This window comes from Vibrio sp. TAP-3B (assembly GCF_057784735.1).
In genome coordinates this window covers 452,634-477,602 of record NZ_CM173495.1, presented here as the reverse complement: position 1 = coordinate 477,602, position 24,969 = coordinate 452,634, and the positions used below count along the sequence as shown (strand labels likewise).

Annotated in this window: 30 protein-coding genes and 1 other RNA gene; 19 read left to right on the top strand and 12 right to left on the bottom strand. The window is 41.9% G+C overall.

Annotated elements, in window-relative coordinates; all coding sequences use genetic code 11:
• Positions 1-85 precede the first annotated feature (85 nt).
• From AC3D28_RS02385 to AC3D28_RS02350, 8 genes are all read left to right on the top strand, one after another.
• The gene (locus tag AC3D28_RS02385; RefSeq protein WP_488535404.1) at positions 86-1,087 is read left to right on the top strand and encodes a DUF5677 domain-containing protein; all 1,002 of its coding nucleotides are present in this window, start codon (positions 86-88) and stop codon (positions 1,085-1,087) included.
• Positions 1,088-1,451: 364 nt separating this feature from the next.
• Positions 1,452-1,796: a P-II family nitrogen regulator gene (locus AC3D28_RS02380; RefSeq protein WP_065300098.1), complete on the top strand. Its 345-nt coding sequence runs from the start codon at positions 1,452-1,454 to the stop codon at positions 1,794-1,796.
• Positions 1,796-2,125 (top strand): DUF2933 domain-containing protein, encoded by a 330-nt coding sequence (locus AC3D28_RS02375; protein WP_065300097.1) that lies wholly within the window; start codon positions 1,796-1,798, stop codon positions 2,123-2,125. Before AC3D28_RS02380 ends, AC3D28_RS02375 begins: the two co-directional genes overlap by 1 nt.
• Positions 2,109-2,738 carry a methyltransferase family protein gene (locus AC3D28_RS02370; protein WP_065300096.1) on the top strand — a complete coding sequence of 210 codons (630 nt, stop codon included), beginning with the start codon at positions 2,109-2,111 and terminating at the stop codon, positions 2,736-2,738. The genes AC3D28_RS02375 and AC3D28_RS02370 overlap by 17 nt, the downstream gene beginning before the upstream one ends.
• A gap of 34 nt (positions 2,739-2,772) precedes the next feature.
• Positions 2,773-3,189, top strand: a complete 417-nt coding sequence (locus AC3D28_RS02365; RefSeq protein WP_488535403.1) for a hypothetical protein — start codon at positions 2,773-2,775, stop codon at positions 3,187-3,189.
• 93 nt (positions 3,190-3,282) lie between these two features.
• Positions 3,283-3,798 (top strand): c-type cytochrome, encoded by a 516-nt coding sequence (locus tag AC3D28_RS02360; RefSeq protein WP_081280092.1) that lies wholly within the window; start codon positions 3,283-3,285, stop codon positions 3,796-3,798.
• Between the two features lie 47 nt (positions 3,799-3,845).
• Positions 3,846-6,107 (top strand): heavy metal translocating P-type ATPase, encoded by a 2,262-nt coding sequence (locus AC3D28_RS02355; RefSeq protein WP_065300094.1) that lies wholly within the window; start codon positions 3,846-3,848, stop codon positions 6,105-6,107.
• A 14-nt stretch (positions 6,108-6,121) separates the two neighbouring features.
• On the top strand, positions 6,122-6,484 hold the full coding sequence (locus tag AC3D28_RS02350; protein ID WP_065300093.1) for a cupredoxin domain-containing protein: 363 nt from the start codon (positions 6,122-6,124) through the stop codon (positions 6,482-6,484).
• Positions 6,485-6,743: 259 nt separating this feature from the next.
• Here AC3D28_RS02350 and AC3D28_RS02345 read toward each other — a convergent pair whose 3' ends face one another.
• Positions 6,744-6,929 carry a hypothetical protein gene (locus AC3D28_RS02345; RefSeq protein ID WP_155760000.1) on the bottom strand — a complete coding sequence of 62 codons (186 nt, stop codon included), beginning with the start codon at positions 6,927-6,929 and terminating at the stop codon, positions 6,744-6,746.
• Between the two features lie 261 nt (positions 6,930-7,190).
• On the opposite strand from AC3D28_RS02345, the gene AC3D28_RS02340 reads away from it, so the two are divergent.
• Both AC3D28_RS02340 and AC3D28_RS02335 read left to right on the top strand, forming a co-directional pair.
• Positions 7,191-7,832, top strand: coding sequence for a c-type cytochrome (locus tag AC3D28_RS02340; RefSeq protein ID WP_065300092.1), 642 nt, complete (start codon positions 7,191-7,193; stop codon positions 7,830-7,832).
• An 18-nt stretch (positions 7,833-7,850) separates the two neighbouring features.
• Entirely contained in the window at positions 7,851-8,294 is a 444-nt protein-coding gene (locus tag AC3D28_RS02335) for a DUF411 domain-containing protein (RefSeq protein ID WP_065300091.1), read from the top strand.
• A gap of 247 nt (positions 8,295-8,541) precedes the next feature.
• On the opposite strand, the gene AC3D28_RS02330 is transcribed toward AC3D28_RS02335, so the two are convergent.
• From AC3D28_RS02330 to AC3D28_RS02320, 3 genes are all read right to left on the bottom strand, one after another.
• Entirely contained in the window at positions 8,542-9,897 is a 1,356-nt protein-coding gene (locus tag AC3D28_RS02330) for a heavy metal sensor histidine kinase (RefSeq protein WP_488535402.1), read from the bottom strand.
• The gene (locus AC3D28_RS02325) at positions 9,890-10,570 is read right to left on the bottom strand and encodes a heavy metal response regulator transcription factor (protein ID WP_488535401.1); all 681 of its coding nucleotides are present in this window, start codon (positions 10,568-10,570) and stop codon (positions 9,890-9,892) included. The genes AC3D28_RS02330 and AC3D28_RS02325 overlap by 8 nt, the downstream gene beginning before the upstream one ends.
• 104 nt (positions 10,571-10,674) lie before the next feature.
• Positions 10,675-11,052: a DUF3316 domain-containing protein gene (locus tag AC3D28_RS02320; protein ID WP_065300088.1), complete on the bottom strand. Its 378-nt coding sequence runs from the start codon at positions 11,050-11,052 to the stop codon at positions 10,675-10,677.
• A gap of 326 nt (positions 11,053-11,378) precedes the next feature.
• Between AC3D28_RS02320 and AC3D28_RS02315 the strand changes: the two genes are divergently transcribed.
• The 7 genes from AC3D28_RS02315 to AC3D28_RS02285 all read left to right on the top strand — a co-directional run bounded on the left by AC3D28_RS02315 (position 11,379) and on the right by AC3D28_RS02285 (position 16,479).
• Positions 11,379-11,717, top strand: a complete 339-nt coding sequence (locus AC3D28_RS02315) for an NfeD family protein (protein WP_025767088.1) — start codon at positions 11,379-11,381, stop codon at positions 11,715-11,717.
• 417 nt (positions 11,718-12,134) lie between these two features.
• On the top strand, positions 12,135-12,467 hold the full coding sequence (locus AC3D28_RS02310) for a YnfA family protein (RefSeq protein WP_488535400.1): 333 nt from the start codon (positions 12,135-12,137) through the stop codon (positions 12,465-12,467).
• A gap of 198 nt (positions 12,468-12,665) precedes the next feature.
• Positions 12,666-12,926 carry a hypothetical protein gene (locus AC3D28_RS02305; RefSeq protein ID WP_258487063.1) on the top strand — a complete coding sequence of 87 codons (261 nt, stop codon included), beginning with the start codon at positions 12,666-12,668 and terminating at the stop codon, positions 12,924-12,926.
• Between the two features lie 34 nt (positions 12,927-12,960).
• The gene (locus AC3D28_RS02300) at positions 12,961-13,362 is read left to right on the top strand and encodes a hypothetical protein (protein ID WP_488535399.1); all 402 of its coding nucleotides are present in this window, start codon (positions 12,961-12,963) and stop codon (positions 13,360-13,362) included.
• A gap of 387 nt (positions 13,363-13,749) precedes the next feature.
• Positions 13,750-14,883 carry a DUF3800 domain-containing protein gene (locus AC3D28_RS02295; protein ID WP_488535398.1) on the top strand — a complete coding sequence of 378 codons (1,134 nt, stop codon included), beginning with the start codon at positions 13,750-13,752 and terminating at the stop codon, positions 14,881-14,883.
• Positions 14,884-14,989: 106 nt separating this feature from the next.
• Entirely contained in the window at positions 14,990-15,778 is a 789-nt protein-coding gene (locus tag AC3D28_RS02290; protein WP_237305182.1) for a hypothetical protein, read from the top strand.
• 140 nt (positions 15,779-15,918) lie between these two features.
• Positions 15,919-16,479, top strand: a complete 561-nt coding sequence (locus AC3D28_RS02285; protein ID WP_488535397.1) for an AbiU2 domain-containing protein — start codon at positions 15,919-15,921, stop codon at positions 16,477-16,479.
• A gap of 273 nt (positions 16,480-16,752) precedes the next feature.
• On the opposite strand, the gene AC3D28_RS02280 is transcribed toward AC3D28_RS02285, so the two are convergent.
• Positions 16,753-18,135, bottom strand: coding sequence for a DEAD/DEAH box helicase (locus AC3D28_RS02280; protein WP_193846877.1), 1,383 nt, complete (start codon positions 18,133-18,135; stop codon positions 16,753-16,755).
• The gene (locus tag AC3D28_RS02275; protein WP_193846876.1) at positions 18,129-18,674 is read right to left on the bottom strand and encodes a hypothetical protein; all 546 of its coding nucleotides are present in this window, start codon (positions 18,672-18,674) and stop codon (positions 18,129-18,131) included. Before AC3D28_RS02275 ends, AC3D28_RS02280 begins: the two co-directional genes overlap by 7 nt.
• A 101-nt stretch (positions 18,675-18,775) precedes the next feature.
• Here AC3D28_RS02275 and AC3D28_RS02270 point away from each other — a divergent pair, with 101 nt between their 5' ends.
• Positions 18,776-19,078 carry a helix-turn-helix domain-containing protein gene (locus AC3D28_RS02270; protein WP_008220694.1) on the top strand — a complete coding sequence of 101 codons (303 nt, stop codon included), beginning with the start codon at positions 18,776-18,778 and terminating at the stop codon, positions 19,076-19,078.
• Positions 19,079-19,089: 11 nt separating this feature from the next.
• Here AC3D28_RS02270 and AC3D28_RS02265 read toward each other — a convergent pair whose 3' ends face one another.
• The 5 genes from AC3D28_RS02265 to AC3D28_RS02245 all read right to left on the bottom strand — a co-directional run bounded on the left by AC3D28_RS02265 (position 19,090) and on the right by AC3D28_RS02245 (position 23,801).
• On the bottom strand, positions 19,090-20,157 hold the full coding sequence (locus AC3D28_RS02265; protein ID WP_046225063.1) for a TniB family NTP-binding protein: 1,068 nt from the start codon (positions 20,155-20,157) through the stop codon (positions 19,090-19,092).
• A complete protein-coding gene (locus AC3D28_RS02260; RefSeq protein ID WP_372021601.1) occupies positions 20,157-22,019 on the bottom strand; it encodes a Mu transposase C-terminal domain-containing protein in 1,863 nt (620 codons plus the stop codon). Before AC3D28_RS02260 ends, AC3D28_RS02265 begins: the two co-directional genes overlap by 1 nt.
• 3 nt (positions 22,020-22,022) lie before the next feature.
• A complete protein-coding gene (locus tag AC3D28_RS02255) occupies positions 22,023-22,646 on the bottom strand; it encodes a TnsA endonuclease N-terminal domain-containing protein (RefSeq protein ID WP_008220689.1) in 624 nt (207 codons plus the stop codon).
• 119 nt (positions 22,647-22,765) lie between these two features.
• An RNA gene (gene ffs, locus AC3D28_RS02250) (signal recognition particle sRNA small type) lies at positions 22,766-22,862 on the bottom strand.
• A 195-nt stretch (positions 22,863-23,057) separates the two neighbouring features.
• A complete protein-coding gene (locus tag AC3D28_RS02245) occupies positions 23,058-23,801 on the bottom strand; it encodes a VP0952 family biofilm-associated protein (RefSeq protein ID WP_488535396.1) in 744 nt (247 codons plus the stop codon).
• 265 nt (positions 23,802-24,066) lie between these two features.
• Between AC3D28_RS02245 and AC3D28_RS02240 the strand changes: the two genes are divergently transcribed.
• Complete coding sequence (locus tag AC3D28_RS02240; RefSeq protein ID WP_488535395.1) at positions 24,067-24,369, top strand: DNA base-flipping protein; 303 nt, start codon at positions 24,067-24,069, stop codon at positions 24,367-24,369.
• 31 nt (positions 24,370-24,400) lie between these two features.
• Here the strand turns inward: AC3D28_RS02240 and AC3D28_RS02235 are convergent, their stop codons facing one another.
• A complete protein-coding gene (locus tag AC3D28_RS02235) occupies positions 24,401-24,835 on the bottom strand; it encodes a YbaY family lipoprotein (protein ID WP_098416072.1) in 435 nt (144 codons plus the stop codon).
• Between the last annotated feature and the right edge of the window lie 134 nt (positions 24,836-24,969).

The following is a 24,969-nucleotide window of genomic DNA, read 5'->3' as shown; positions in this document are numbered from 1 at the left end:
AAGAAAGACCGCATTATAGATGAATAAAAGACGGCTAGAAGCCGTCTAGAAAGCGTTATATTGGTATCAAAGTTAGGAGTAAAAATTGTTCGAAGAACTGTTAGATCTTGTGGAAGAAAAACTCCGAAAAGATGGTAGTGATCCTGGTTACGAGTCAGTCATTGATTTGGCTGCGTCTTTATTAATTGAAGATATCAATGAGCAAGAAGAAGGTAACGTTAAACGTGTTATGTCTGAGCATGACGCTTTTATAAATAGAAATCGTAAAAGGTGGGCTCTAGGTTTCACGAAGCTGCATATGTTAAGAGAAACTTGCTTAGAGGCTGGTATGAACTTTCAGCAGCAGTTCATAAAAATCCCTAAATATGAAACTGATGAGTTGATTGGCGTTTTCATGCGTCAGCACGCTCACGCATGTCGTATTTCAGGGGAAATAATCCACCTTTTAGAAGGTGGATATCCTGATGCTGCTCTGGCTCGTTGGCGTACTTTGTATGAAATGGTTGTTACGTGTCTAGTGATTAAAAAATGTGGACGTGAAGCAGCTATTGATTATATCAAACATGGAATGGTTCAAACTGCTGAGGGAATTGAAGAACACCGAAAAACGGCGGATGCAATGGGGCAAGAAACTTTTTCAGAAGAAGAGGCAAAGCTTTACGCTGATCTTAAACAAGCAATAACCAATGGTGACTCCGGGTGGCATTGGGCTAGAAAACACACTGGTTTTAAGCAAATTGGTAAACTACGTGAATTTGTAGAGCTTGATAAATGGTCTCATAATTATAAGCTAGCTAGTCGTAACGTTCATTCTGACTATTACGAGATGGCTTCCTTATATGCGATGAGAGAAGCGAAGCATGATATGTTACTTTGTGGTCAATCTAATTCGGGGCTTACAGAACCTGCACACTTTACAGCAATTAGTCTTGCGCAAATTACTTCTGTCTTTTTGACCACCTATATTGAAGATGAAAATAGCGGGCTGGATTACAAGGACTCTGCTTTGTTCATGAAAGTGATAGACAATTATGTAAAAGAGGTTGGAGAGGCATTTATAAACATCGAAACCCAATATAACAAGTGATTAAGGTTTTAAGATACTTTTTCTAACCCGATGTGCCTCAGAAGTTACAATATCTCTAAATCACTTTTGTCCAAAGGACGTGTTGACGTCGATCTCGACAAACACGTCCTTGCCCCAAAGTAATTTAGAGTGAAAGTTCACCTCCATCCTGTTCCTGCAGTTTTCCATACTAAACCTAATCCGAAAACCTAAAAGACAATCCGTCCCCGATTTTTATAGAAACTTCGTAGTATAAATCCATCATGAGGCTAGATTACAGAAATGTCATCTATGCGTCAGTTTGCTGAAAGTACTTATTCGTATAGTAAATATGGGACTAGATAAAACTGAAGTGAAGTAGCGGAAGTGCTGAGAGGAATAACGGATGACTTTTAAGAAAGTAATCGCAATCTTCGATGAACAGCGATTAGATGCAGTGAAAACTAGCCTTATCAAGCATGGTGTAACTGGCTTCACGGTCCATGAAGTGTATGGTCGAGGGAAGTATTTTGATGCCATAGATGAGCAACATCTTATTAAACATATCCAGCTAACCATCTATACCATTACTGAGCATGCAGAAAAAATAGCCAAGCTAATCGTTGATACTGCGTATGTTAATGCGGACGCGGAAGGATTGGTTGCGGTGGAAGCCGTAGATGGCCTTTATCGGATCCATACAAAACAACCTTCAAAGGCCGAAGAACACAGATTTCATGGGGAAGAATAATGGCAAGGCAATCACGTTCTTTTTGGACCACACCGAACGGTTGGGGTGCTATCGCTCTGATTGGCGCTGCGAGTTATTTTCTTATAACCGAACATCGTGAGCATGTTTTTGAGTATTTTCCATACCTCATTCTTTTGCTCTGTCCTGTGATGCATCTTTTTATGCACCATGGTCATGGCCATCATCATAATGATGTTCACCATCGAGAATATGGGCAACGAGATGAATCGTCTTCAGATAGAGGCAAAGATGGTCATATGGAAGAGAGCTGGCGTCTGACTAAACACAAATCTGAAGACGAGGACGAGAATCATGAGCGAAGGAAGTGATTACGGGCTTTGGGGCTTGGTACTGATGAACTCAGCGATCTTCATCTTCTTTGCATTTAGTTTTGTGAAACCGAAAAGCCAAACGGACTGGCGCAGCTTAGGTGTTTTTTCAGCATTTATTGTCGCTTTGTTTACAGAAATGTACGGGTTTCCATTAACTATCTATTTATTGTCTGGTTGGTTAACGGAGCAATTTCCCAATGTTGATTTTTTAACACATGAAAACGGACATTTATGGCACACGTTGTTCGGTTTTGAGGGGGATCCCCATTGGGACCCGATGCATATATTAAGTATGTTCGCTATTTTCTTTGGATTCTATATGTTAGCAACCGCGTGGAGTGCGCTTCATCGGGCGCAGCAGTTACATGTTGTCGCTAAGGAAGGGTGGTATGCCCGTTGTCGGCATCCGCAATATATCGCTTTTATCCTTATCATGCTGGGCTTCTTATTACAGTGGCCAACTATTCCGACCCTGATTATGTTTCCAATTCTTGTGGTTCTATATGTACGTCTTGCTAATCGCGAAGAGAAATACTCAATACAAGAATTCGGTGATGAATATCTTCAGTACATGAAGCTTACTCCCGGTTGGTTTCCTAAACAGCTTTAGATTTTTCAGACAAAAATTATTTAAGGAGAATCGTATGAAAACGTTGATTACTACCATTGCAGTCTCGGCCGTGTTGGCATCGACACCTATTGTTGCCAGTGCGCATCAGGAAAACCACGGTGCGCAACAAGGTGGAATGGCGATGGGAATGATGAGTGGCGTTCAAATGGATGTGATGCACAAACATATGCACGAAATGCAATCGCTAATGGCAAGTATTAAGCAAGAAAGTGACCCTGAAAAGCGTGAGCAATTACTACGAGAACACCACAATAGTATGCAGGAAGGTATGCATATGATGATGGGAGATACGAGCGCACAGCATGATCAAATGAAGGTCGATGAACGCATGAATATGATGGAACAGAGGATGGGCATGATGAATATGATGATGGAACAAATGCTGGAGTCGGATGAAATACATCAACAGCAGAGTCATGGTCATGAATAAAGTTATCTCCAATCTGATCCTGACTGGGCTATTTTTACGGTAACGGAACCTATTGTGTCGTAATTTTTAGCTCTTCATAAAGGTTGATTAGGCATGAAAATACAAATAAGGCAACTACGGTGGGGATGGCTTCTTACCACCCTTGTATTAGTCGGTTGTGATATGTCGGTTAGCCACATGTATTCCACAGTAGATAAGAGCCGCACATACCCTACAAACGGTGAACAGATCTATTTCACCGGAAGAAGTCAAACCGGAAGCATGATTGCTTATCAAGGAGGGAATATGCGCGCTCGGATGCATTTTACTGCTTGTGCCGACTGCCATGGCGAGCAACGCGAAGGTGGTCGGCGGATGTATCCGTCTTTCTGGCAGAAGCCTCCTTCATTGAAAGCCGAGGTTTTGTTTGGCGAACATAGTGATGGACATGGCGATCATCCGGCATACAACAAAGAAAGTCTTAAACAGGTGATCACCTTTGGTGTCAACCCGTCCGGAGAGCATCTGGATTCGACAATGCCGCGTTGGATGATGAGTGAACAGGATCTAGATGATTTAGTCAATTATTTGGCCGAAGGTACTTCGGGGACAGAGGCGCAGGATCACTAACCTTTCTAGTGGGTTGTATCAAGCCTCAATAAGCAGAGGAGGTTCAAGTGAACAATTCTCATATCCATAATGAGCATGGCGTAACGTGTGAGCTAATTATCGATGGGGCGACCTGCGCCAGTTGTACCCGAAAGATAGAGCAAGCTTTATTGGAGGTAGATGGCGTAGACAATGCCACAATGAACTTTGCTTTACGTACCGTGACAGTAACGGGAAGCGCCTCTCCTGAGATGTTGATAAAAGCGGTTGAGCGTGCGGGGTATAACGCCAGAAGTGGCGAAGAAGCAAGCGATGAAGAGTTGCTTGACGACAAAGAGCAAGCAGACTGGGCATACTACAAGCGCTTGATACGAGAAATGACAGTCGCCTTGTCAATTGGTATTCCTTTAATGCTCTACAGTATTGTTGTCGGTGAAATGACAGTCACAACAACCACAGAGCGAATTGCATGGTTTGTCGTCGGATTGCTGACTTTAGGCGTAATGTATTTCTCGGGTAAGCATTTTTACATTGGTGCATGGAAGTCTTTTGTCAACCATAGCGCTAATATGGATACCCTCATTGCACTAGGTACTGGAACGGCATGGCTTTATTCCATGGTCGTGGTTTTTTTCCCAAATTTTGTACCGGAAATGGCACGCCATGTCTATTTCGAAGCTTCCGCTATGATTATTGGCTTAATTGACCTTGGTTTAGCCCTAGAGATAAAAGCTCGGGGGCGAACATCAGAAGCGATTAAGCGGTTAATTGGCTTACAGGCAAAGACGGCTCGGGTAATTCGAGATGGTAAAGATGTTGATATTGCTATTGAGGAAGTACTGCTTGGTGATAACGTCAGAGTCAGGCCGGGAGAAAAGGTTCCAGTGGACGGGGAGGTACTAGAGGGCCACACCAGCATAGATGAATCGATGCTGACAGGCGAACCTATGCCGGTCGAGAAGACCACTGGTGATAAGGTGGTCGCAGGAACGATGAATAAAAGTGGGTCAATCTTATTTGAAGCAACTAGGGTTGGTAAAGATACTGCGTTGGCTCAAATTATAAGCATGGTGAAACGGGCACAAAACTCAAAACCGCCTATTGGACGCCTTGCTGACGTCATCTCTGCTTACTTTGTTCCCGTAGTGATGATTATTGCCATCGTCAGTTCCCTTATGTGGCTCAACTTTGGCCCAGCCCCCGCAGTCGCTTTTGCTACAGTATCTGCTACCTCTGTGTTAATTATTGCCTGTCCTTGTGCTCTGGGTTTGGCGACACCTATGTCTGTTATGGTTGGGGTCGGTAAAGCAGCAGAAGCCGGAGTATTGATCCGAAATGGTGAGGCTTTACAGACATCGTCAAAAATAACCGCCATGATCCTTGATAAAACCGGCACGATAACGTTGGGGTCGCCTAAAGTGACCCGTATCTATCTGGCAGAAGCCTCTGATGAAAATGAAGTATTGCAACTGGCTGCCAGCCTTGAGGCAGGTTCCGAACACCCATTGGCGTTGTCGATTGTTGAATCAGCCAAAGATCGGGACTTGGTTCCTGAACAAGCTGAGAAATTTCAGGCGATAGCCGGACATGGAGTAGAAGGCGTCGTCCGTGGACATCGGTTGTTTTTTGGTAACGAAAAGCTGATGCGCGATCAGTCAATTGATATTGAACCACATATCGAAACGGCTCAGCTAATGGCCAAAGAAGCGCAGACTCCTATTTATCTTGCTGTCGATGGTAAGCTGGCTGCCATCATTGCCGTATCCGATCCGATCAAGGAAGACTCCATCAGTGCAATCAAGCGATTGCAGAACAATGGTATCCGGGTTGTGATGCTCACCGGCGACAATAGGGCAACAGCCAAAGCCGTGGCCGAAAAAGTGGGAATTAAGGAGTTTTTCGCAGAAGTCTTGCCAGAAGATAAATCGAATAAAGTTGCAGAGCTACAAACGGAGGGAGAAATTGTTGGCATGACCGGTGACGGTATCAATGATGCTCCTGCTCTGGCCTTGGCCAATGTTGGCTTTGCCATCGGTACAGGAACCGATGTGGCCATTGAAAGTGCTGATATCACATTGATGCGAGGCTCCTTACACGGTCTTGCGGATGCTATAGCGGTAAGTAAAGCAACGTTGCGTAATATAAAACAGAACTTATTCGGAGCGTTTATTTATAACGTCGCTGGTGTTCCGTTTGCTGCCGGACTGTTTTATCCGTTCTTCGGGGTGCTGTTAAATCCTGTAATCGCTGGCGCGGCAATGGCATTCTCATCATTAACCGTAGTGAGTAATGCAAACCGATTACGGTTGTTCAAGGCAAAAGAACATTAACGGGAGGGAGTGACATGATAATAATTAATCTACTCGGGCTGCTGTTAATAGGCTTAATTGTCTGGTGGTTTTGGCTGTATAAAGCAAAAGAGGTGACGGCGGATGAGGGAGTGATCTCGATAAAAGTTGAAAACGGTACCTATGAACCATCACGTATCCGAATACAGGCAGGTAAGCCTACAACATTACGGTTTCTGCGCAAAGATGCTTCACCTTGCGCTGCGACCGTGGTATTTGCCGACTTTGATATTAGTGAAGAGCTGCCACTGAACAAAAATAAAGATGTTTATTTGCCTCCCGGATCACCAGGAGAATATAGCTTTACCTGTCAGATGCAAATGTACCGTGGTACGTTAGTTATTATTGATAAAAAATGAGGTGTCGGCGCTGACCAAAGACTGATAAGAAGAATAGGGCTGGATATACATGCCTTAAAGTCTCAGTATTAGTATGGTTTTTATTCGATCCTATTGACCTTTCCCTAGGGGAAGGGTTTATATTTTTAAGTGAGTTTTGTAAATCGATATTGTATCGGTAATTGAGAGGTTGTGATGCTAAAACCGCTGCACACAATTTGGTTGACTGGGCTAACACTGGTTGCTTTAGTGCTCTCCAGTATGCCTGTTAATGCATCTCTTAATTTACCAGTTCTAAATCAGGCTGGTGCGCAGCCGTCACTCTCTCTATCACATGATGCACACATAGATTGTTCATCATCACAACATGAGACTCTCGCTGTAAAAACTGACTGCCATGACACAGCAAATAGCGATGTTTCTGCGCATCAATGCTGTCCCGCAAGCTGTACGGCCAGTTATCCACTCATATCACAAGTTATCGTTAGTCATCATCAAACCTCTCGTTTGATACCTTTCCTTGCAGACACTGTCGAGTGTGTAAACTCGGTTACTCGTTCGTTATACCGACCTCCAATAGTCTAAATCCCTCAAGGGCTATCGCTCTGTCCATCGTTACATTCACAAGCTCATTCTAAATAGCGCTTGTCAATATAACCTGCTCAACCACGTCATTAGTTTAACGAACACTTAGTAGCCGTGCTTATAAGCGCGAGAAGGTAACCTCATGAATACCAGAATATTTTTAGTCTGTTTTTCTGCCTTTCTATTAGGTTCTCATGCACTGACAGCATTTGCCCATGAAGGTACGAATCACACAAAGGAACAAATGAGTGTAGAAGAGGCAAACCAAGATGTACCGGCATTAACATTGGATTCCGCAAAATTTAAACAAGCAGAAACGCTTTTTCGTACCGTTGGTGGTTATGGCTGCAGCGCCTGCCATGGTCTGTTTGCACAAGGGGGTGGTAACGTGGGAGGCAATATACGAGACCACTCATTAAGCCAGATAAATGATGCGCTCAAAAATGAACCGACAATGCAGCTCCTGAATAATGCGCTTAGCGATGGAGAAAAGTATCTGTTGGCGGGATATCTGAAAGCCTTAGGTAATCTACAGCTCATTGAATGGACGATAGATGGTGACGTTTCATACACCGAAGTAAACGTCGACAAAAGCAATACTAATCAACTGGTTATTTTAAACAAAACCTTTGAAACCCTGGATTTGACGTTGAAGCCGATTGGATCTGGCCGTGCATTGTCAATTGAACCTTATGAGACCAAATCCTACTCATGGACCGCAAATGCCGGTGATTACAGATTGAAGTACAAACAGCATGTTCTTGACATGCATGTCATGTTCTAAAAAATTAAGGGAAATTTGATGAAAAAGTATCTTAACATTACAGCAATTTCAGCACTTGTGTTTAGTGTAAATGCCTTCGCTAACCCAGTCGTGGAACTTTATAAATCACCAACTTGTGGTTGTTGCAGTCAATGGGCGGCCACAATGGAGAAAGAAGGCTATCAAGTCAACGTTCACAAACAACACAACTGGGATTCAGTGAAAGCGCCTTTCAATATGCCTAAACAGCTTAGCTCATGCCATACCGCGATTATTGATGGCTATATGATTGAAGGTCATGTGCCAGAGGCAGAGGTAGCCCGTCTTCTAAAAGAACGTCCGGCAAATATATCAGGCATATCAGTACCAGGAATGCCTCGTTATTCCCCAGGTATGGCTCGTGATGGAGAAGCATATAAAAACTTCAACGTTGTCGCTTTCGATAAAAATGGTAAACCAAGCCTGTATAAAAAATATGACTAACCTGCCACTGCCTAAGAATTTTGGTATTGGCTTATAACATGGAGAATATATTATGAGTTGCTGTAATCGACCTCCTGCAGGAGGCCCCAACAATAACGAAATGGGTTCTATGCTTAAAGGGATAGGTGTGTTGTTAGTCTTGATCTTAGCGTTAGCTTATTTCTTTGGCTAGTGTTCAATTCTTTATCAGGCAACAATCCGGCCACTTACATACTACTGGCCGGATTGTTCTTGCCATGAGACATAACTAACTCGCGGAGCGCAAGGTGATTTGGAAGGTCGTGTGTTGGCCTTTAGACTTTACATTTATCTCACCATCATAGGCGTGCACAATTGATTGAGTGATGGATAAGCCTAATCCAGCGCCAATGCTCCCCAGATTTTGGCGTGATTTATCTGCCCGATAAAAACGATCGAAAATATACGGTAAGCTTTGCTTAGGAATCTCGTCACCCTGGTTACTGACTGATATTGTTAAGTGTTTGCCGACTTCTTGTACTTTAATAATGATCGTCGAATGAGCATAAGCATGGCGAATGGCATTAGAAAGCAAATTGCCCACGGCTCGCTCAAACATATTCTTATCCATGTAAAGTCGCCCTTTACCAGAGCTTACTATCTGCACTTCGGCATCATCAGCGAGTATCTCAAAATAATCCACTAGGCGAGCAAGTTCCTCATGCACTGCGAACACTTCGTCATTGCGATGTATTAGCTTGTTTTCTGCTTTCGCGATGTACAGCAAATCATTGATGGTCTTAGTGATGCGATAGAGCTCTTCCAACGTTGAGGCTATCGCATCCTGATACTCTTCTGGTGATCGGCAGGCTCCCAAAATAACCTGGTTTTGCGTCGTAATATTGGTAAGTGGCGTTTTTAATTCATGGGCAATATCCGAAGAAAACTCGCTTAACCGACGAAACCCCATCTGTAATCGATCGAGCATTGCATTGTGCTTGTTTGCCAAGTCTCGCAGTTCTGTTGGCAAAGAATCAGGATCGATACGGATCCCCATCTGTTCTAGCGAAACTTGCTGAATGTGCTTATTAAGTCCAACGAGCGGTTGAAGCCCTCGCTTTACGATAAAGCTGCTAAATACAGAAGAGACTAAAAATGCAAAGCCAAGTAACCAGAATAGAATCCAATTCAACTTGTCTAAAAATAAAAAGTGGTGATTAATACTCATACCAAGCACGACCACATAATCGCCCGTCTGAAATGCAAAGGCACGAATATTAAGCGAATCTTCGCTCCATTCTATCGCCCGGTCGTTGTTTAAAATTTGTGGCGAGCTGAGGGTATAGGCCCGAACTTGAGGAATCGTTAGGCTTGAGTTTTGATAGATAGCGTTTTTGCCTTTAAACACCCACATGTAGAGTGGGGTACTGTTTGACTGTTTAAATATTGATTCTGGCGACTTTTCTAAATCCTTATCAATGGCATTAAACCTACTGGAGATATAGTTGAAATCTTGAGTGTAAAAGTGGCGTTCTATCGCATAGTGGAGAATGAAAGCCAAAGAAAAATAGGTGACAAGCGTCATACCAATGAACATCAGCACGAGCCTGTTTTTCATAGATAAAGGGAGTGAAAGTTTAGGCATCGGGGATATCTTCTAATTTGTAGCCCATTCCTCTAATTGTGTGAATCATTGGTTTATCGAAAGGTTTATCCACTTTACTGCGCAGGCGTTTGACCGCCACATCAATGACATTGGTATCACTGTCAAAATTCATATCCCAGACTAACGAGGCAATCGTGGTGCGAGAAAGCACTTGTCCAGTTTTTCGCATCATCAGTTCTAATAAGGCATATTCTTTGGCAGTAAGAGGGATCGAGTGTCCTGCTCGCGTGGCAACCCGTTTGATCATATCCAGCTCCAAATCCGCTACGCGTAATATTTGGGGCGAAGCGACCACCTGCGCACGAAATACATTTTGAATTCGTGCCATTAGTTCAGCGAACGCATAAGGTTTTACCACATAATCATTAGCGCCTAGCTCGAAGCCACGTACACGATCTTCTACTTGTTCTTTTGCTGTCAGCATAATCACTGGCGTGTGAATCCCGCTACTACGCAATGTATTAAGTACCTGCCAACCGTCGAGTTTTGGCAACATAATATCGAGGAGAATCAGATCATACTCTTCACTGGTCGCGTGGTAGAGCCCATCGACACCGTCGTGCACTAAGTCCACTACATACCCAGACTCAATCAACCCCTTTTGTAGATATTCTCCGGCTTTATGTTCATCTTCGACGATCAGTATCTTCAAGTTAACTTACCTATGGCATTAGCGGGATGGGTAAACGCTCAGTATAAATAGATAAAAAAGAGCATGATGTGAGCCACAGTATACTCTTTTCCATTGACATGACATTATTGATTATCACGACGTTCTACATAATGCACTTTGACGTTCACCTTACCCAGGTACTCCAGTTGACCATTTTCATTCATGCGCTCTTGTACCGTGACGAAACCACCGTCTTTCAAGTGAGTGCTTCGTGATTTCACATTGAAGGTCAAAATATTGAGCTCTTTGTTCAGTTCGCTCGCTGGCAACGATTTAAGAGTATTAAGTTCGGATAACGCTTGTTGATAAGCTTCATCCGACGATGACGTTGGTGCGACATAAATCGTTTTCATCTCTTCACGGCTAACGTAGTTGCCCGCCGCGTATAGAGGTTGCGCCAATGCTGACGCGCTGGTCATTGTCATAACAGTAACGAAAAGAGCCGTTTTGATTGTGTTCATGTTTTTATCCTTTGAGTGCTTGTTTTCAGTGTTGACATTATTGAATATCGCCTCTGACACCACCCTTTCAGTAAAGTGACTTTTTTGTCATGAAAGGTAAGTTTTTAATCATGAGCAGGGACAACGGGATTTGTTATATAGGGGGCTTAAAGACTGGAAGCAAATTTGATTAGATTCAATCAAATAGAGAGTATAGCGCGTCCAATTGTACAAGAGTATTGTAAGAGTTTTCTGTTTGATGCAGAGATCTATTGCCCCGGAACCTGATATAAAGCCCGCTGATTGCGAACTATAATTATATAAAGTACCAATCGAGCCAATCCATTATGTGTCATGTTTTACTCGCTCTTCCTTTATTAGTACTGCCAATTTTTTGGTTGGCTCCTTTATCCATCGCGATTCCAGTCTATGGCCTGATTTTTACGATTTCTGTGATCATCTATTGGCTTGCCTATCGCGCGATGCATTTACCCGTTGTTACGGGGGCTGAAGCTCTTCTTCACCAAGTGGGGACAATAGTCGGCATAAAGAACGGGTTATATAAGGTTCGTTTAAACAATGAATATTGGAATGCGCTTTCTGATGAGCAGTTACAATCAGGCGAGCATGTCGAGGTTTGTTCGGTTCATGGAAATACGCTGGACATTAAACGTAGTAAGAGTTGAGTGATACATTGCCAAATGTAACGTCCAGAAATACGTTTATTGATTCCTCCTGATTTAGAGTTTTTACCACTGAAACCCAAAAGGTGATAAAAACCATTTCTGCTATTGGCTTACGTATTTATGTCAACCGCTTATCTGTTAATTTCTTGTCTTAAACTTGCTTTTGCCCCATTCCTTCTTTGCAGCAAAGATACTACTATCAACTGTACTTACGTAGCCTTAATAAAACCTATCTCTGATGAACGGTGGCAGTGTGTCAGAGCGATGTGTTGCCTTTAAGAAATTAATCAGTTGTTCTTTGTTGTGTCTGGATTCATAAATTGAAGCAATAGCCAAAAGACTGCATCATTGAGAGCTGAACGTTCCAATCGTCATATTCAGTGCTAAGTCGGTCATAAATAATATGAGGAAATTGAGTTGGTAGAAGCAAAAACTATCGGGTTGTTCTTTATTACAGCAGTAGCAGAAATATTGGGGTGTTATCTACCTTATCTCTGGTTGAAAGACGGGAAATCTGTCTGGCTTTTACTACCAGCAGCTCTATCCTTAGCACTATTTGCTTGGTTACTTTCTCTTCACCCAACAGCGGCTGGTAGGGTTTATGCTGCTTATGGTGGGATTTATATTTTTGTAGCAATACTATGGCTGTGGATAGTTGATGGTATTCGACCAACTTTATGGGACATAGTAGGTGTAACGGTAGCGTTGATCGGCATGGCTATCATCATGTTCGCACCACGGCACGTATAACAACGTTGATTTCTTCAACCATTGAAACTTTTCAACGTCGGGGTATGAGCAAGCACTACCTCAGTTTTGCCCCGAAATGAGTTAGCTCGCTTTGCTATCACACTTCAATAACCTTTAATTTGACCAAATTTCTCTCATCTATGTAACATAATTTATGTATATAGCGATTCGCTCTTGGACTCAGTTTATAGGGATACTATGAGTTTAAAAATAACCACACAAAAAGTTGATACATGGAAGAAACGTATTCAAAAAGATGGCATCAAAGGTTCAACATACCTTTGTCAACAAGGTGGAAAAGTCTGGATTTCTGCATCGGTAGACCACCAAGCTGTCTGTCTTAAAGTTTTGGGCAAAGACTCTGGAACAAGTTCTCTGGATAGTTACTTGCGATGGGATGATGTTAGTTCAACCGACCTAGTTGAGTTGCTATTTCAAATAGAACTGACGAAGTCATAAGTCGAAGCTCAGGTTTATCTAGCAGAGGTGCGTTATGAAAAGAGTAAAAAATGCAAGATACCCATATTTTCTAAGGCAAAATGAGTCTCTGATTAGTCGTAACACCAAGTGCTTGTTTTTCAACTTGTGGGATACGATGACAGGAAATCGGGACTACATCGGATTGGATTATGACGATTATCGACGAAACTGGTTTAATCAAGTTAACCATAGAGGCAATTTGATTAAGTCGCTCGGCCCATTCCTAGAGCACGGTACAGTACAAGACGCACTAGACACGTTGGCTCAGTCAGATGACTTCACTGTATCTAGTGATGATATTTACCTAGTGTGGAAAAATGTTTCTGAAACGATCGATGAGATTTGCCCATATAACGCCAAGCATCCGTTAGTTGAGGTAGAGCGAGAGCTGGCCAGAGCGCATAATTCAAGATGAATTCTGCTTGCTTTTTTGGGGTGTAGCCAAGTAGAAATTAGTCCTTACTAATTTAGGAGAGACTGTACCTCACTTTTTCTGTCCAGAGCCTTCTCAGTGGGCACCTTTCTGAATCAAAAATGCCCCTTTTCTTCTCAACGCGAAAGTCCATTCACAATCTTTGATTGTATGTTTGCCTTACCTGTAGTTATCCGAGGGAGTGTCGAAGTAAGCTTTTTAAAAAGTATGCGTCATTTTGCAATCTAATATCCAATGCTTTTCATTAACCCATTGATTATCAATTGAACTGTGATGGGAAAGGCTGCATGATGATAGGAGTATGCAAAGCGGCTAAAAGCCGTATAGAAAGCGTTATGTTCTCCGAGAAATTTGACAAGGTAAATCTTTATGAGTACTCAAGGTGTATACATTTATGCGGATGAATCTGGTCATTCGGGAAAAGAGATATTCAAAGAGCAGTCGGCTCTTTATTATCAAGGAGCTGTACTGATTGATCGTGAAATAGATTCGTTAGTAGAGGGAATCATTGCAAGCTACTGCGAAGAGCATGGCTTAGAGCGGTTACATGGCTTTGAACTTGGTGAAGAAAGAACTAATAAACTGTGCATTCAACTGTTAGACGCCTTAGATCAGCAAAATTGGGAGTTCCACTATACGATTGTACAGAAAAGATACTTAGCTCCGACAAAGTTTGTTGACACGATTTTTGACTGCTGGGATAACCCAGCTGTGCCAAGAACATGGTATGTCGTTGACCTACTGAGGCATTCTATTTGTTTAGTCATTGATGACATGATGTATGATGGTCTGGATGAAGACTTCTGGCGAGCATATTTGGCTGATGATCTCGAGGAGCTTATGGCTGTGTGCAGAACACTATTAGTACGCTCTCAACAGATACCAGATCAAAGGCTAAAGCAAGTCGTATCCGAAAGCTTGGCATATGCTATCGAAAACCCGCAGCTTTTCACGTTGATTTCAGCAAAAGGGAAAAGTGCGTACAAAAAACAAACCCCTAATATGGTTGCGTTTTCAAGCTTACTTAACTCGATACATGGATTTTGCAATAAGTTAGATTTGGGCGTTAAACAGTTTGTCCATGACCAAAATGATGAGTTTCGTGGGACGATGCGAGAGTTTCATAAATTGTTCTTTAAATTTGAACAAGAAGAAACTTCTTTTGGCGGTGTTCCTACACTTAAAGACTTTGGCTATGATATTGGTCAGTTCATGCTTGAGTCTTCTAAGAAGTCATATGGCTTACAAGTTGTTGATTTATTCTTATGGTTGTTACAGAGAGATGCAACAACACCAGAACTACAAGCAACTAAGGCTAGACTACTTGATAACTCAGTAGACTTTGTAATTTCTAGGCATATGTCAGTGAATATCGTTCAAGCTCGTTATCATCAGGTAATGACTTCTCCATTGTCGCAAGAACAGCTCGCAAAAGGTAAAGAGTTTTCAAGGAAGCTCGAAGAACAAAGACTTAACGATATGCAAAAAAAGTTACGAACATAACAAAGCATTTAAGAGTGATTCGCAGCGCTTGGCAGCTTCGCTTCGCTCAAGTGTAGCCAAGTGCCGCTCACACCTTAATGCGGCGTTAGGCGATAGAGTTTAAATAATGCAATCAACAGACGATAAGTATGTTAATCATCAAATATTCGAAGAGCTGAACTATTATGCACAGTTTTACGAGTATTTATCTGATGCAGTAATGAGTTTTTCTACTGCTGGGACAAGTGCAATCATGAGCATAGATACATATGTTTTTATGTCTATGAAAGGCACAATTGAGTCAATAAACTTGGTACTAAAAGATGGAAAGTTGAATGATGCTTATGCTCTTTTAAGGAAGTACTACGACTCGGTTATGGTTAATGCATATACCAATTTATATCTAAATGACAATGCAGGTAGAGCTGATTACTACATTACAGAAATAAATGACTGGTTACATGGTAAAAAACCATTACCACGAATGCCGAAGATGTCTAAGTATCTTGATAACTCGGAGTTTTTGTCTGAGCTAAATACATTACTCAAATTAGATAAAAGATATGAAGGTATTAGAGACCGTTGCAATGATAATATGCACTACAACTTTTTTGCATTACTGATGCTCAATGAAGGTAAAATTCATATGAAATCGCGCCTTCATCATTTAGAGCAACTCAGGTTAGATGTTCGTGATGTGTTTATTTTAAATATGTCATACATACTGACAATAAAAGAGAGCTACATGATGTCATCGGATTATGTGGATCACTTAGAAGTAGGTATGACTCCACCCGAAGGTTCACAATATTGGGTTGCTCCATTCATACAAGACATGGTGACGGATGTTCTTTTTCAGGAACGTCCAGATATATTTGAGTTGCTAAAAAGCAAGACATGTATGGACTTGGCTTGAAAAATCGCCTAACAAGCTTAAGACGGACTGCAAACGCGTGGCGGTTTTGATCTGATTTGGCTTTAGTGTTTACGGTGTACTAGTTGAATGTCGTGGTAGCGTTGCTCACCACTTAAGCGGGCTATGTGTTAGGAGGAAAAATGGAAGATGTGGTTCTTTTCAAGAAAAAGTTATCAGATGTCTCCTTAAATTTTACAGTATATACGGAACTGTTCGATAGCCCCGAAGCCGTTGAGGCGATGAATCAATTTCATCCTTTTATCTTCGGCAATTATCAAAAATGCTTAGTCGATGTTTTATATTTGGAGTTAACTAAACTAATTGACCCTCAGGGAAAAAGTGGCAGTAAAAACTTATCCTTTGAATTCATGATTGCTAAAACTAGTGACGAGCATCAAATTGAACTGCTATCCGATTTAACTGAGTTAAGTAAACTGTTTGAGGAAGTTAACTTAAAGAAATACCGCAATAAGATCTTAGCGCACAATGACGTAAGCACTCTACGTGGAAACAAGGTTCTTGAGCTTGAGGTTACAGTTTCTAAGTTAGAAATAATCCTTAATAGTTCTTGGGCGCTATTTGGAAAAATCGAGTATTACCTTGGTATTACTGACCGCCCATATCAGACCTCGTCTTATATAAAATTACCCACTGGTTCATCTGTCGAAGAGTTTGTAGGTAAAATTAAAAATCGCGCATAACAAGAGATTAAGGTTTTAAGATACTTTTTCTAACCCGATGTGCCTCAGAAGTTACAATATCTCTAAATCACTTTTGTCCAAAAGTTTGTTGCAAACGTGTCTACTATGTCTGTGATCACCGAGCGGTAATGTTATTGATTATCTAGGGCACAAATTATTGGAGCCGAGAGTATCTCAAGCCGCCGCAGTACTACTTGGTTACCCTTGCAGCGGGCCCGATTACTGGAGAAGTGCTACAGGTAAAACACTGAAAGAGATTGAAGCAGAATCTATTTAGATAAATGCGGCGATAACTCGCTGTTTAAATTGGCCTAACCTCAGTTCATCAAATGCTAAAGTAAACCCTGCATTGTTTGAATTAATCATATCTGAAATTTCTCCCCAACCGAGTAAGCTTGGTTGGGATCGATTAGGTTGAACGCTTTCCGATGCAGTACTTGATGGTAGGCGTTTTTCATCAATAGCATCCGGCACGTTATTCTCTTGTTTAATGTACATGCAGCTATCAGGAATATCCTGCTCAATTCTTTCAGCAAACCCAATCAGACTTTCTTCAGCAAAGGTATACAACCACGCTTCTTGGTTGGGGGAATCATTGATTCTTAAAATTCGCCCGAGCACTTGCCTGAAGTAAAGTTCCGTTTTTACCGAGCTCATATGACAACAAACCTGCAGCCTTGGAATATCCGTTCCTTCACTTATCATCCCAACACTGACTATCCATTGAACCGTTGAGTGACGAAAAGACTCAATTTCATGTAACGGATTATCATGATGATAAGTCACTATGCATGCTGATTGATTAAAGTGCTCAACAAGTCGCTTTTGAATGTCTTTAGCGTGCTTAATAGAAGAGGCGACCACCAAGCCTCCAGCACTTGGGGACTCTTGCCTTATCTGCTCTAACTTTTGGCAACCGCTATTTAGTATGTAATTCATAGCGTCTTCGTTGTGGATGACGCTTTGGTAAGAGACATCGGATTGTTTAAGGCAATCAAGAATAGAGGCGAAGTGTTGATTGTCACTGCCAGCTTTAACGCTTAGGTGTTCATTATCGATTAAAACGATTTTAGGGCGGCGGCATACTTTATCTTCAACGGCCTGTTGCAAGCCGTATTGATAATCGCAAACAACCTTGCCATCAGGGTCGGAATACTCAGCCATGACAATCGGTAGTCGATCAGAACGCCAAGGAGTGCCCGACAGCGCTAATGTATAACGGGCAAAACCTTGGATCTTCGAGACAATTTCTAGCCCCCATGAATTTGACCGCCCCTCATCATCAAACGAACAATGGTGGATCTCATCAAATACGACTAAGACTCGATATTTACTGACTGTGTTCCAGAAGTTCTCATCTAAAAAACGGATCGATTGATAGGTGTAAGAGCCCCCAAGAGAACCCAAACCTCCATTAAAGGAACATTCGAGCTTCCATGAAAAGGTCTTTTTCATCCCTTCCGCAACAGTCAGAGAGGGCGAGAAGCACAGCACTAGGTCAATCATGCCTTGTTCAAATAACCGACCCGCGACCTCGGCGGCCATAACGGTTTTACCCGCTCCAGGAGTCGCTTGGCAGAAGAAGTGTGAATGCTTGTTTAACGTAAATTTCTCGATAGCTAGAGATGCGCACTCGGCTTGCCATGCTCTTAACATTGTGGAGCCTTGCTTTGGGCGACTTGCATCCAGTTGGTTAGTGCATTAATTCGGCCTAATAGCTTGGCTGAGCGCTCTCTTGCCGCATTAAATAGCGGCTGCATATCTTGCTTGTTGTTTGGAAAACGCGTGAACAACGATTGGTATTCCTCAATCTCGCCTAAAGTAATCGCTAGTTCGCCTTCATGCTGTTTCTTCTCTCGCTCTAGTGCATTTAGAGAGCACTCTGGAATTTGAATATCCGTTGAGTCGACCTTAGCTTTCCTATTTCGACCCGATCTCGGCTCAATTGTGAGCGCTTTGAATTCGTTAGTTTGATGGTAGCGCTTGTCTCTTCGAGACCCAATGACAGAAAGCCAGCCTTTCTCCTCAAAAGATAGAAGTTGCTTATAAACATACTTTCGAGCGTCGTCCTTGCTCGGGAAGGTTGAAGCACTGTTTAGCAAAGCATCCCTAGCTTCTGTGACGGAGAAATTATCCATCCCTTTCTCAATCAATAGGTTAAACATGTGAGGGTTAATTCTGGTTACTTTCTTCATGTGACTCTTACAGGTAATAAAAACTTAGGATTGCTAAGTATACAAAAATCAGTAAAACTTAGACAATCTAAGTTATCTAAAGGTTGAAAAGAAATGTGTAAGTGCAAAAAGACAACCCCATCCCTGCGAGGCTCAAAGCTGCGCGTAAAAAAGCCAAGATCACCCAAAAAGATTTAGGGGTGAAAATTGGTATGGAGCAGAGTTCTGCTAGCGGTCGTATGAATCATTACGAGAAAGGCAGGCATGTACCTGATATTGGTACGCTTGAACGTATGGCTGAAGAATTAGATGTGCCGCTAAACTACTTTTTCTGTAGGAGCGAATTGAGCGCTGAGTTAGCGTGCGCAATTGACAAGATGAGTGATGAAGAGAAGGCGGTGTTGTTGGAGAATCTGAATAAATAACAATGTGCGTATCACTGAGCTTTTAAAGGTGTCTTACTCAGCAACATATGAACTGGTAATAAATCAGTAAATGACCGACCTATTAATCGGTCTTCTTTAAATTGAGCACCTTTGTTGTACGAAGTTTCTGTTTTCAGTTCTACTAGCTTGAGTTCTGTTAACTTACACTCGAAAGGATTCTGTTTCGCATAAGGGTATTTAGTATCAAAACAAGCCGATAATAATGGCTTATCAATCGTATCCTTTGAAGATTGCAATGCGTTGAGTAACGCATCTGCAAGAAAGTGCTTCAGCACACGGCATTCTCCACGGCAGACTGAGAATAAAGGTAATAGAATTTCATCCCCAGTTAAGTTAGGCCGTTTTTCAAACCCCATTCTGCCTGCAAGTCCAGCAACAAAGCTTGCAAAATGCCGTTTCCCTTCTGCATCAGGAATATAACTTTTGTTATCGGCTTCGCTCAGCTTAGAAAGGTGAAAATACCTTAAGTGTCGCTTCCAGCCTAAACGAGAATTCCATTGGTCTTCTTCAGCGAGCATAGTCGCATAAGGCATACCTACCAATACAAATGAAACTTGCGCTTCCTCACTTATCATCTTAAAAGTATTCGCTATTGTTTGTCGTTCATTAGCATCTTTGAATTCCATCAGTTCCTGAACTTCATTAACAATCACAAGCTTCACTTTTTTTTCAATTAAACTTTTGATAACTCCTTGTTCTAACGCTCCTTCCTTGTATGGTCTCCTGCGGCGGCTAGAGGCTCGACTATCTAAGTCAATTAATAATCTTTCTAACGTATTTTGCTCACGAACTTTACTTGGGATGCGAGTTTTTAATACTGGCATTTCAGCCCAGCGGCTCCCCTTAGTAGCAAACCTTGCAACATAATTATCAATCATCGCCGTCTTGCCAACTCCTGTATCTCCCGTTAACAATAGTGACTCTTGCTCCCCTCCAAGAGAGCTGTTCAGTACCATTCGATCAAAGACGTTATAAATTTCCGTTAACTGAGGGTACTCTAAGAAACACTCTCTAAAAGATGTATATTGCTCTATTTGAAGATCACTAAGTATGTTCACTAATACCCCTCTATATCGCTGAGGTCATCACTAGCTGTACCAATATCTATTACTTCTTTTGGTACTTCACTGATAGGTTTAGGTGACGTAGTGACAATGGTGCTAGGCCCTTCACTACCAACACCTCTTTGCTTTGCTATTTTTGAAGCATGAGTGGTTTTAGGAAGTGCCGATTTTTTGGACTTAGAACGACTCATACGTTCTATTGCTTCATCCATAGCCCTATCCAAATACAATGACGCATCGGCTAATGATTCGTCTTGCTCTCCCAAACGGACTTTCAACCTTCTTAAACTGTTAATTCGTTGATGTTCATATAAAGATCGGCCTTTTGTATAACCCGTATGATCGACTGCTGGGACTTTGATGTATCTCTTCTCTTCCTCAAGGTAAACGTAAATCGAGCTGATGTCATTTGGGTCTGTCTTGGTTTTCACATAAGCGCTTTTTCTTGCACGACTAGAAAATTGCTTACCGTACTCTTCCAACTCATCAGATTGGTATTTGAGAGAATGCAATTCAATAGCACCTCTTCTTATAGTCCGATGGTTTACAACTCCAAGCTCAATCTTTAATTGCTCTGCTTCCGGGCCTTCACAAAAGATTATCGTTCCTTGCGACTCTGTCCATTTCTGGTAAGGAACTCTCTTATACCTCGTGTCAGCTTTTTTATGATAAACGTCAATAAGCCACTTATGTAACAGCTCGAGAAAATCAGACACATTAATGACAGCGTCTCGCTTCGGGTTATAGTCTTTTAACTGAGTAGGGTTGGTGAAGGTTTTTCCTGGGAAACGACTAAATAGTTTCTTGTAGAAGGTATCAAAAGACTTTTCAACACCAGCTTTTCGCCACGGTTTACCACGTTGATTATATTGAATATCTGTTACTAATGGCTTTAATGCTGACTCTAGGCTATCACTCCAAAACTCCGCACCGTTATCCACTATCAAATTTGTAATTTTTCCGTAGCAAGGCCATTCAGATTTAATGCTTGGGTACTTTTCTTTAACCCAATCCTTCTTAAGAACTGAATTAAGAAAAGCTGCTCGTACTGTCTCGTAACTAGGGTCTCTATAATTGACAGAAAGACCAACAATGCAAGTGGAGTATCTATCATAAAGTATTGTTAAGTGTGGTCTGCCAAGAGGAAGCTCCAAATCATCATCAAGTAAAATCACAGGAGCTGTAGTGTGATCTATTTCTACATATTCCATTGGCCGCGTTGCCGGAATGATTGACCCAACAGTCTTAAACTTATTATCAGCATATCGTTTTCCATAACGAGCTAAAGCAACTTCATAGGGAGGTAGTGCATTTACACGATTGTAAAATGTCCGTTGGGAAATTGGCGCTATTTTAACTTGCTCTAGTTGTCGGTTTTCTTCAATAACTCGATATTTGTAGTACTCATAGGCGGTATTGACCGATACTCGCTCTTTGGTCAGAAACTTGGTTTGAATCGCTTCTGTAACTAAATCAGATGAATCGTTCTTTAGTTTTCTGTTTCCTTTTTTGCTATGCCCAGGAATAAGAGACGCTACATCTTTACCTGACTCGTAATAGAGCTTTTTCCAATCAGCTATCGTTCTGGATGACGGGACCGAAGTTTTCTTCAATAGGGCATACTCTTCCAAGAGCTTATCTAGGTTTTTGGGCGTCCAACCTCCTTTTACGCGCCTTTCCAAATAACGAATTAGATCCAAACGAAACAGTGCCGTCTCTTTGTTTGGCAAGTCACCAAATGCTAATTCAAGATTTTCGTCTTCTGCTAAAAATTCTGTCGAAAGCGTTTTATCATCAGCTACATCATTGTCGAAGCTATTAAATTCATCACTAAAACCAAAGAGATCATCACTCATTGGCTAGCACCAAACAGAATTTTCTAAATCAAATTTTTTCTGATTAAAATCTGTTTGTATTTCACCTGAAGATAGCCAGCACAAAGCAGCTGTTAATGTTTCATCTGGAGAGATTTTAAGTTGGTGTGAAAGATGATGAAGGGTCACGCTTCTATTAGCTTGAACAAACTGAAGTACATGTTTTTGAATATCAGTGATTGTACGAATCCCTGAATAGCCATGGAGTAATTTAAGGTTACTAAGTAGAAAACCAGTTCGAATCTGCTTCTCGGTCACTAAGATGAGCTTTTTTCCATACTCAGCTTGAGCAACAAGCTGCTTTTCTTTAAACCTTGCTCGAAAATCTGGTTTAAGGATCTGACTTGAATGCTTTACTTCAATCAGAGAAGGCGTATCTATGCTATCGAAAAGCTGAAAGTCTGGTGTGTAGCGGCAGTAGCGCCCATTGAAGTAGTACTCAAACCCATGTGGCTGAGATTCATATCTAACTATTTGAGGATTGTATTCAGCATGAAAACAAAAATCATACTCAAGCATGGACATTGTTCGAACAACTGAGTCATTTTTCAAACTCATGAATTTACAAATGTTGTGAACAGCTGATGATTTTTTGGTTTGGTCGTACATAGCAAAAGCACTTTTGTTGTAAACCTACAACAAAAAATAGACCATGAAGACTTAGGATGCAAATAAGAAAAGAAGCCTGCAATTTATGCGAACATATATTGCAGGCTTCACAAGGGGTGGGACCCCAGCCACATCCCGGCACACAAGTCGCCCGCTGCGGCTGCTTCCTTCCGGACCTGACCGAGTTCACGAGTTATTGTTGCGAGAGGACCAGAGCCCCATAATTCTTTTCGAGAGGACTTGCCTCAATCGATGGGGCGATTATTCAGTATCAGCCTTCATAATGCAAGAGTAAAACTCTTGAATTTCACCATTTGATTATCGTTTGGACAAAACTCGATCAATTCACCATTTTAAGATTGAATAACATAATCTCTCAATGAGGAATGAGGAGGATACGCAATAGTTGGATCATAATTCGGCTTGTTCATCATTGCTACGCAAGATGTAGTCTGTCATCCATGCGGTTCCCAACAAACAGAGCCAGACAACAAAAACTGGATTGGGTACCTCCGACGTTGGACTCACAACTAAAGCCGCAAAACCGACGGTTGGTAGTGTCCAACAGAGTAACTTACTCCAGCGGATTGAATGCTCGCGTTTAACCAGTGCCTCGATGGATGACAGCATACCAGTCAAACAGAGCGCGACAAGCACAGCATAAGGTAAGTCAGCAATCCATAATGGAACTAGTAATAACATCGGCCACCAACTGTGCTTATTAGAGGGGGTCCAGTGTGTTATTGACCACCACATAACCAGAACTAGGATCGTTTGAACGACGGTAATCCATGCAGAACCATCAAGCTTGCCCCCTTGCTGGGTCACCATGAGGCCAACCTGTAAAGTGACAACAATTAAGCCAGTGGTCAGCAACACGCCTAGAGAGCTCCTTCGAGAAAAGACCACCATTAAGAGTGGGAAGAGAATCAGCATACCCACTGATAAAGCGATGGGTTGCATTGAGAGCGTAGCACCAAAAGCCATCATCGCTCCCAACAGCACCAAACCGGCAAATCCACCTTGTGGCAACATCCATAATGCGGGGATCATTAGAGCAAGAACCGGGATATCCCCTTCGCTCAAACTCATCGCGCGTGCACACACCACAACGAGTAAAATCGTAATGAAAAATTGAAGTGTCGATAAAATCATAGCGCCTCCTGGCTCACCCACCTACTTGGTAACTCAACGACAAAAAACTGGGATTCTGAAAGTCGTTAATTGGGTCTAGATTCAAGCTTAGCTTGTGTTGGTTTTACATTGTTTAAAATCCATTGACATCAATGTACTACTAAAAATAAAAAGATGAAATTATTATCAAAGTCAGCAGCAGGTACGATTCAAGACAAGAACTGTTAGTAAAATACAAGTCAGGTGGATTACTATTCCTTGGCAATTCACAACAGACACTTTGAGTATGGACCAATTCTTGGCACAAATCTTTACTGTGATTCACCAAATTCCAAAAGGGAAAATATCGACCTACGGCGAAATAGCTACGATGGCTGGCTACCCTGGCTACGCAAGGCAGGTCGGCAAAGCGCTCGGAAACCTGCCAGAGGACAGCAAATTGCCATGGTTTAGAGTCATCAACAGCCGAGGAAGCATCTCACTCAAAGGTCGAGACTTAGACAAACAAAAAGAGAAGTTAGAAGCGGAAGGTATAGCAGTGTCCGAGAGCGGTATAGTATCGCTCAAAACATACAAATGGCAGCCTTAGACTGCCATTTTTGTTCGCGATTAAATAGAGATTAACGCGTCCCCACTAAACGAATGTCCAACTGGTGGGTTTGTGCTTGATCAGTGATGACCGCGTTGTGCGTATCACTGATAAAACGCAATTTACTATCCACCTCAATACGTGCACGGACACTATAGCGATGGTTAGGTTTAATTTCGTTACTGTCGTAGTTCAATTCAAACGAAAAAGGAACTTGCTTACCCTGTGTTTCGAACGTTTGCTTTGCAAGAACCTTAGCCGGTGCATCGGCCAGAGACACATCTTCTAACGAAACGGTAACTACAGCGTTTGGTGGCAAAGCAATGCGTTCACGGTAGGCCACGGTACCTGTAATGGTCTTCATTGACGATTCAGCAGAGGCCATATTTGTTGTTTGAGAAGATTGGCATCCCACCAACACTGCACCAAAAAGTAAAGATGAAACAAGTAGTAGTGTTTTTTTCATATATTCCTCAATGAGAATGTTCAACCGAGATAAGTATAAGGCCGGAATATAAAACTGTCTGCTTCCCGTGTGCTTATTTGACAATAGTTTGACTGAGTTAAATTTATCAAACAATGGATTTTGTTTCATAATTG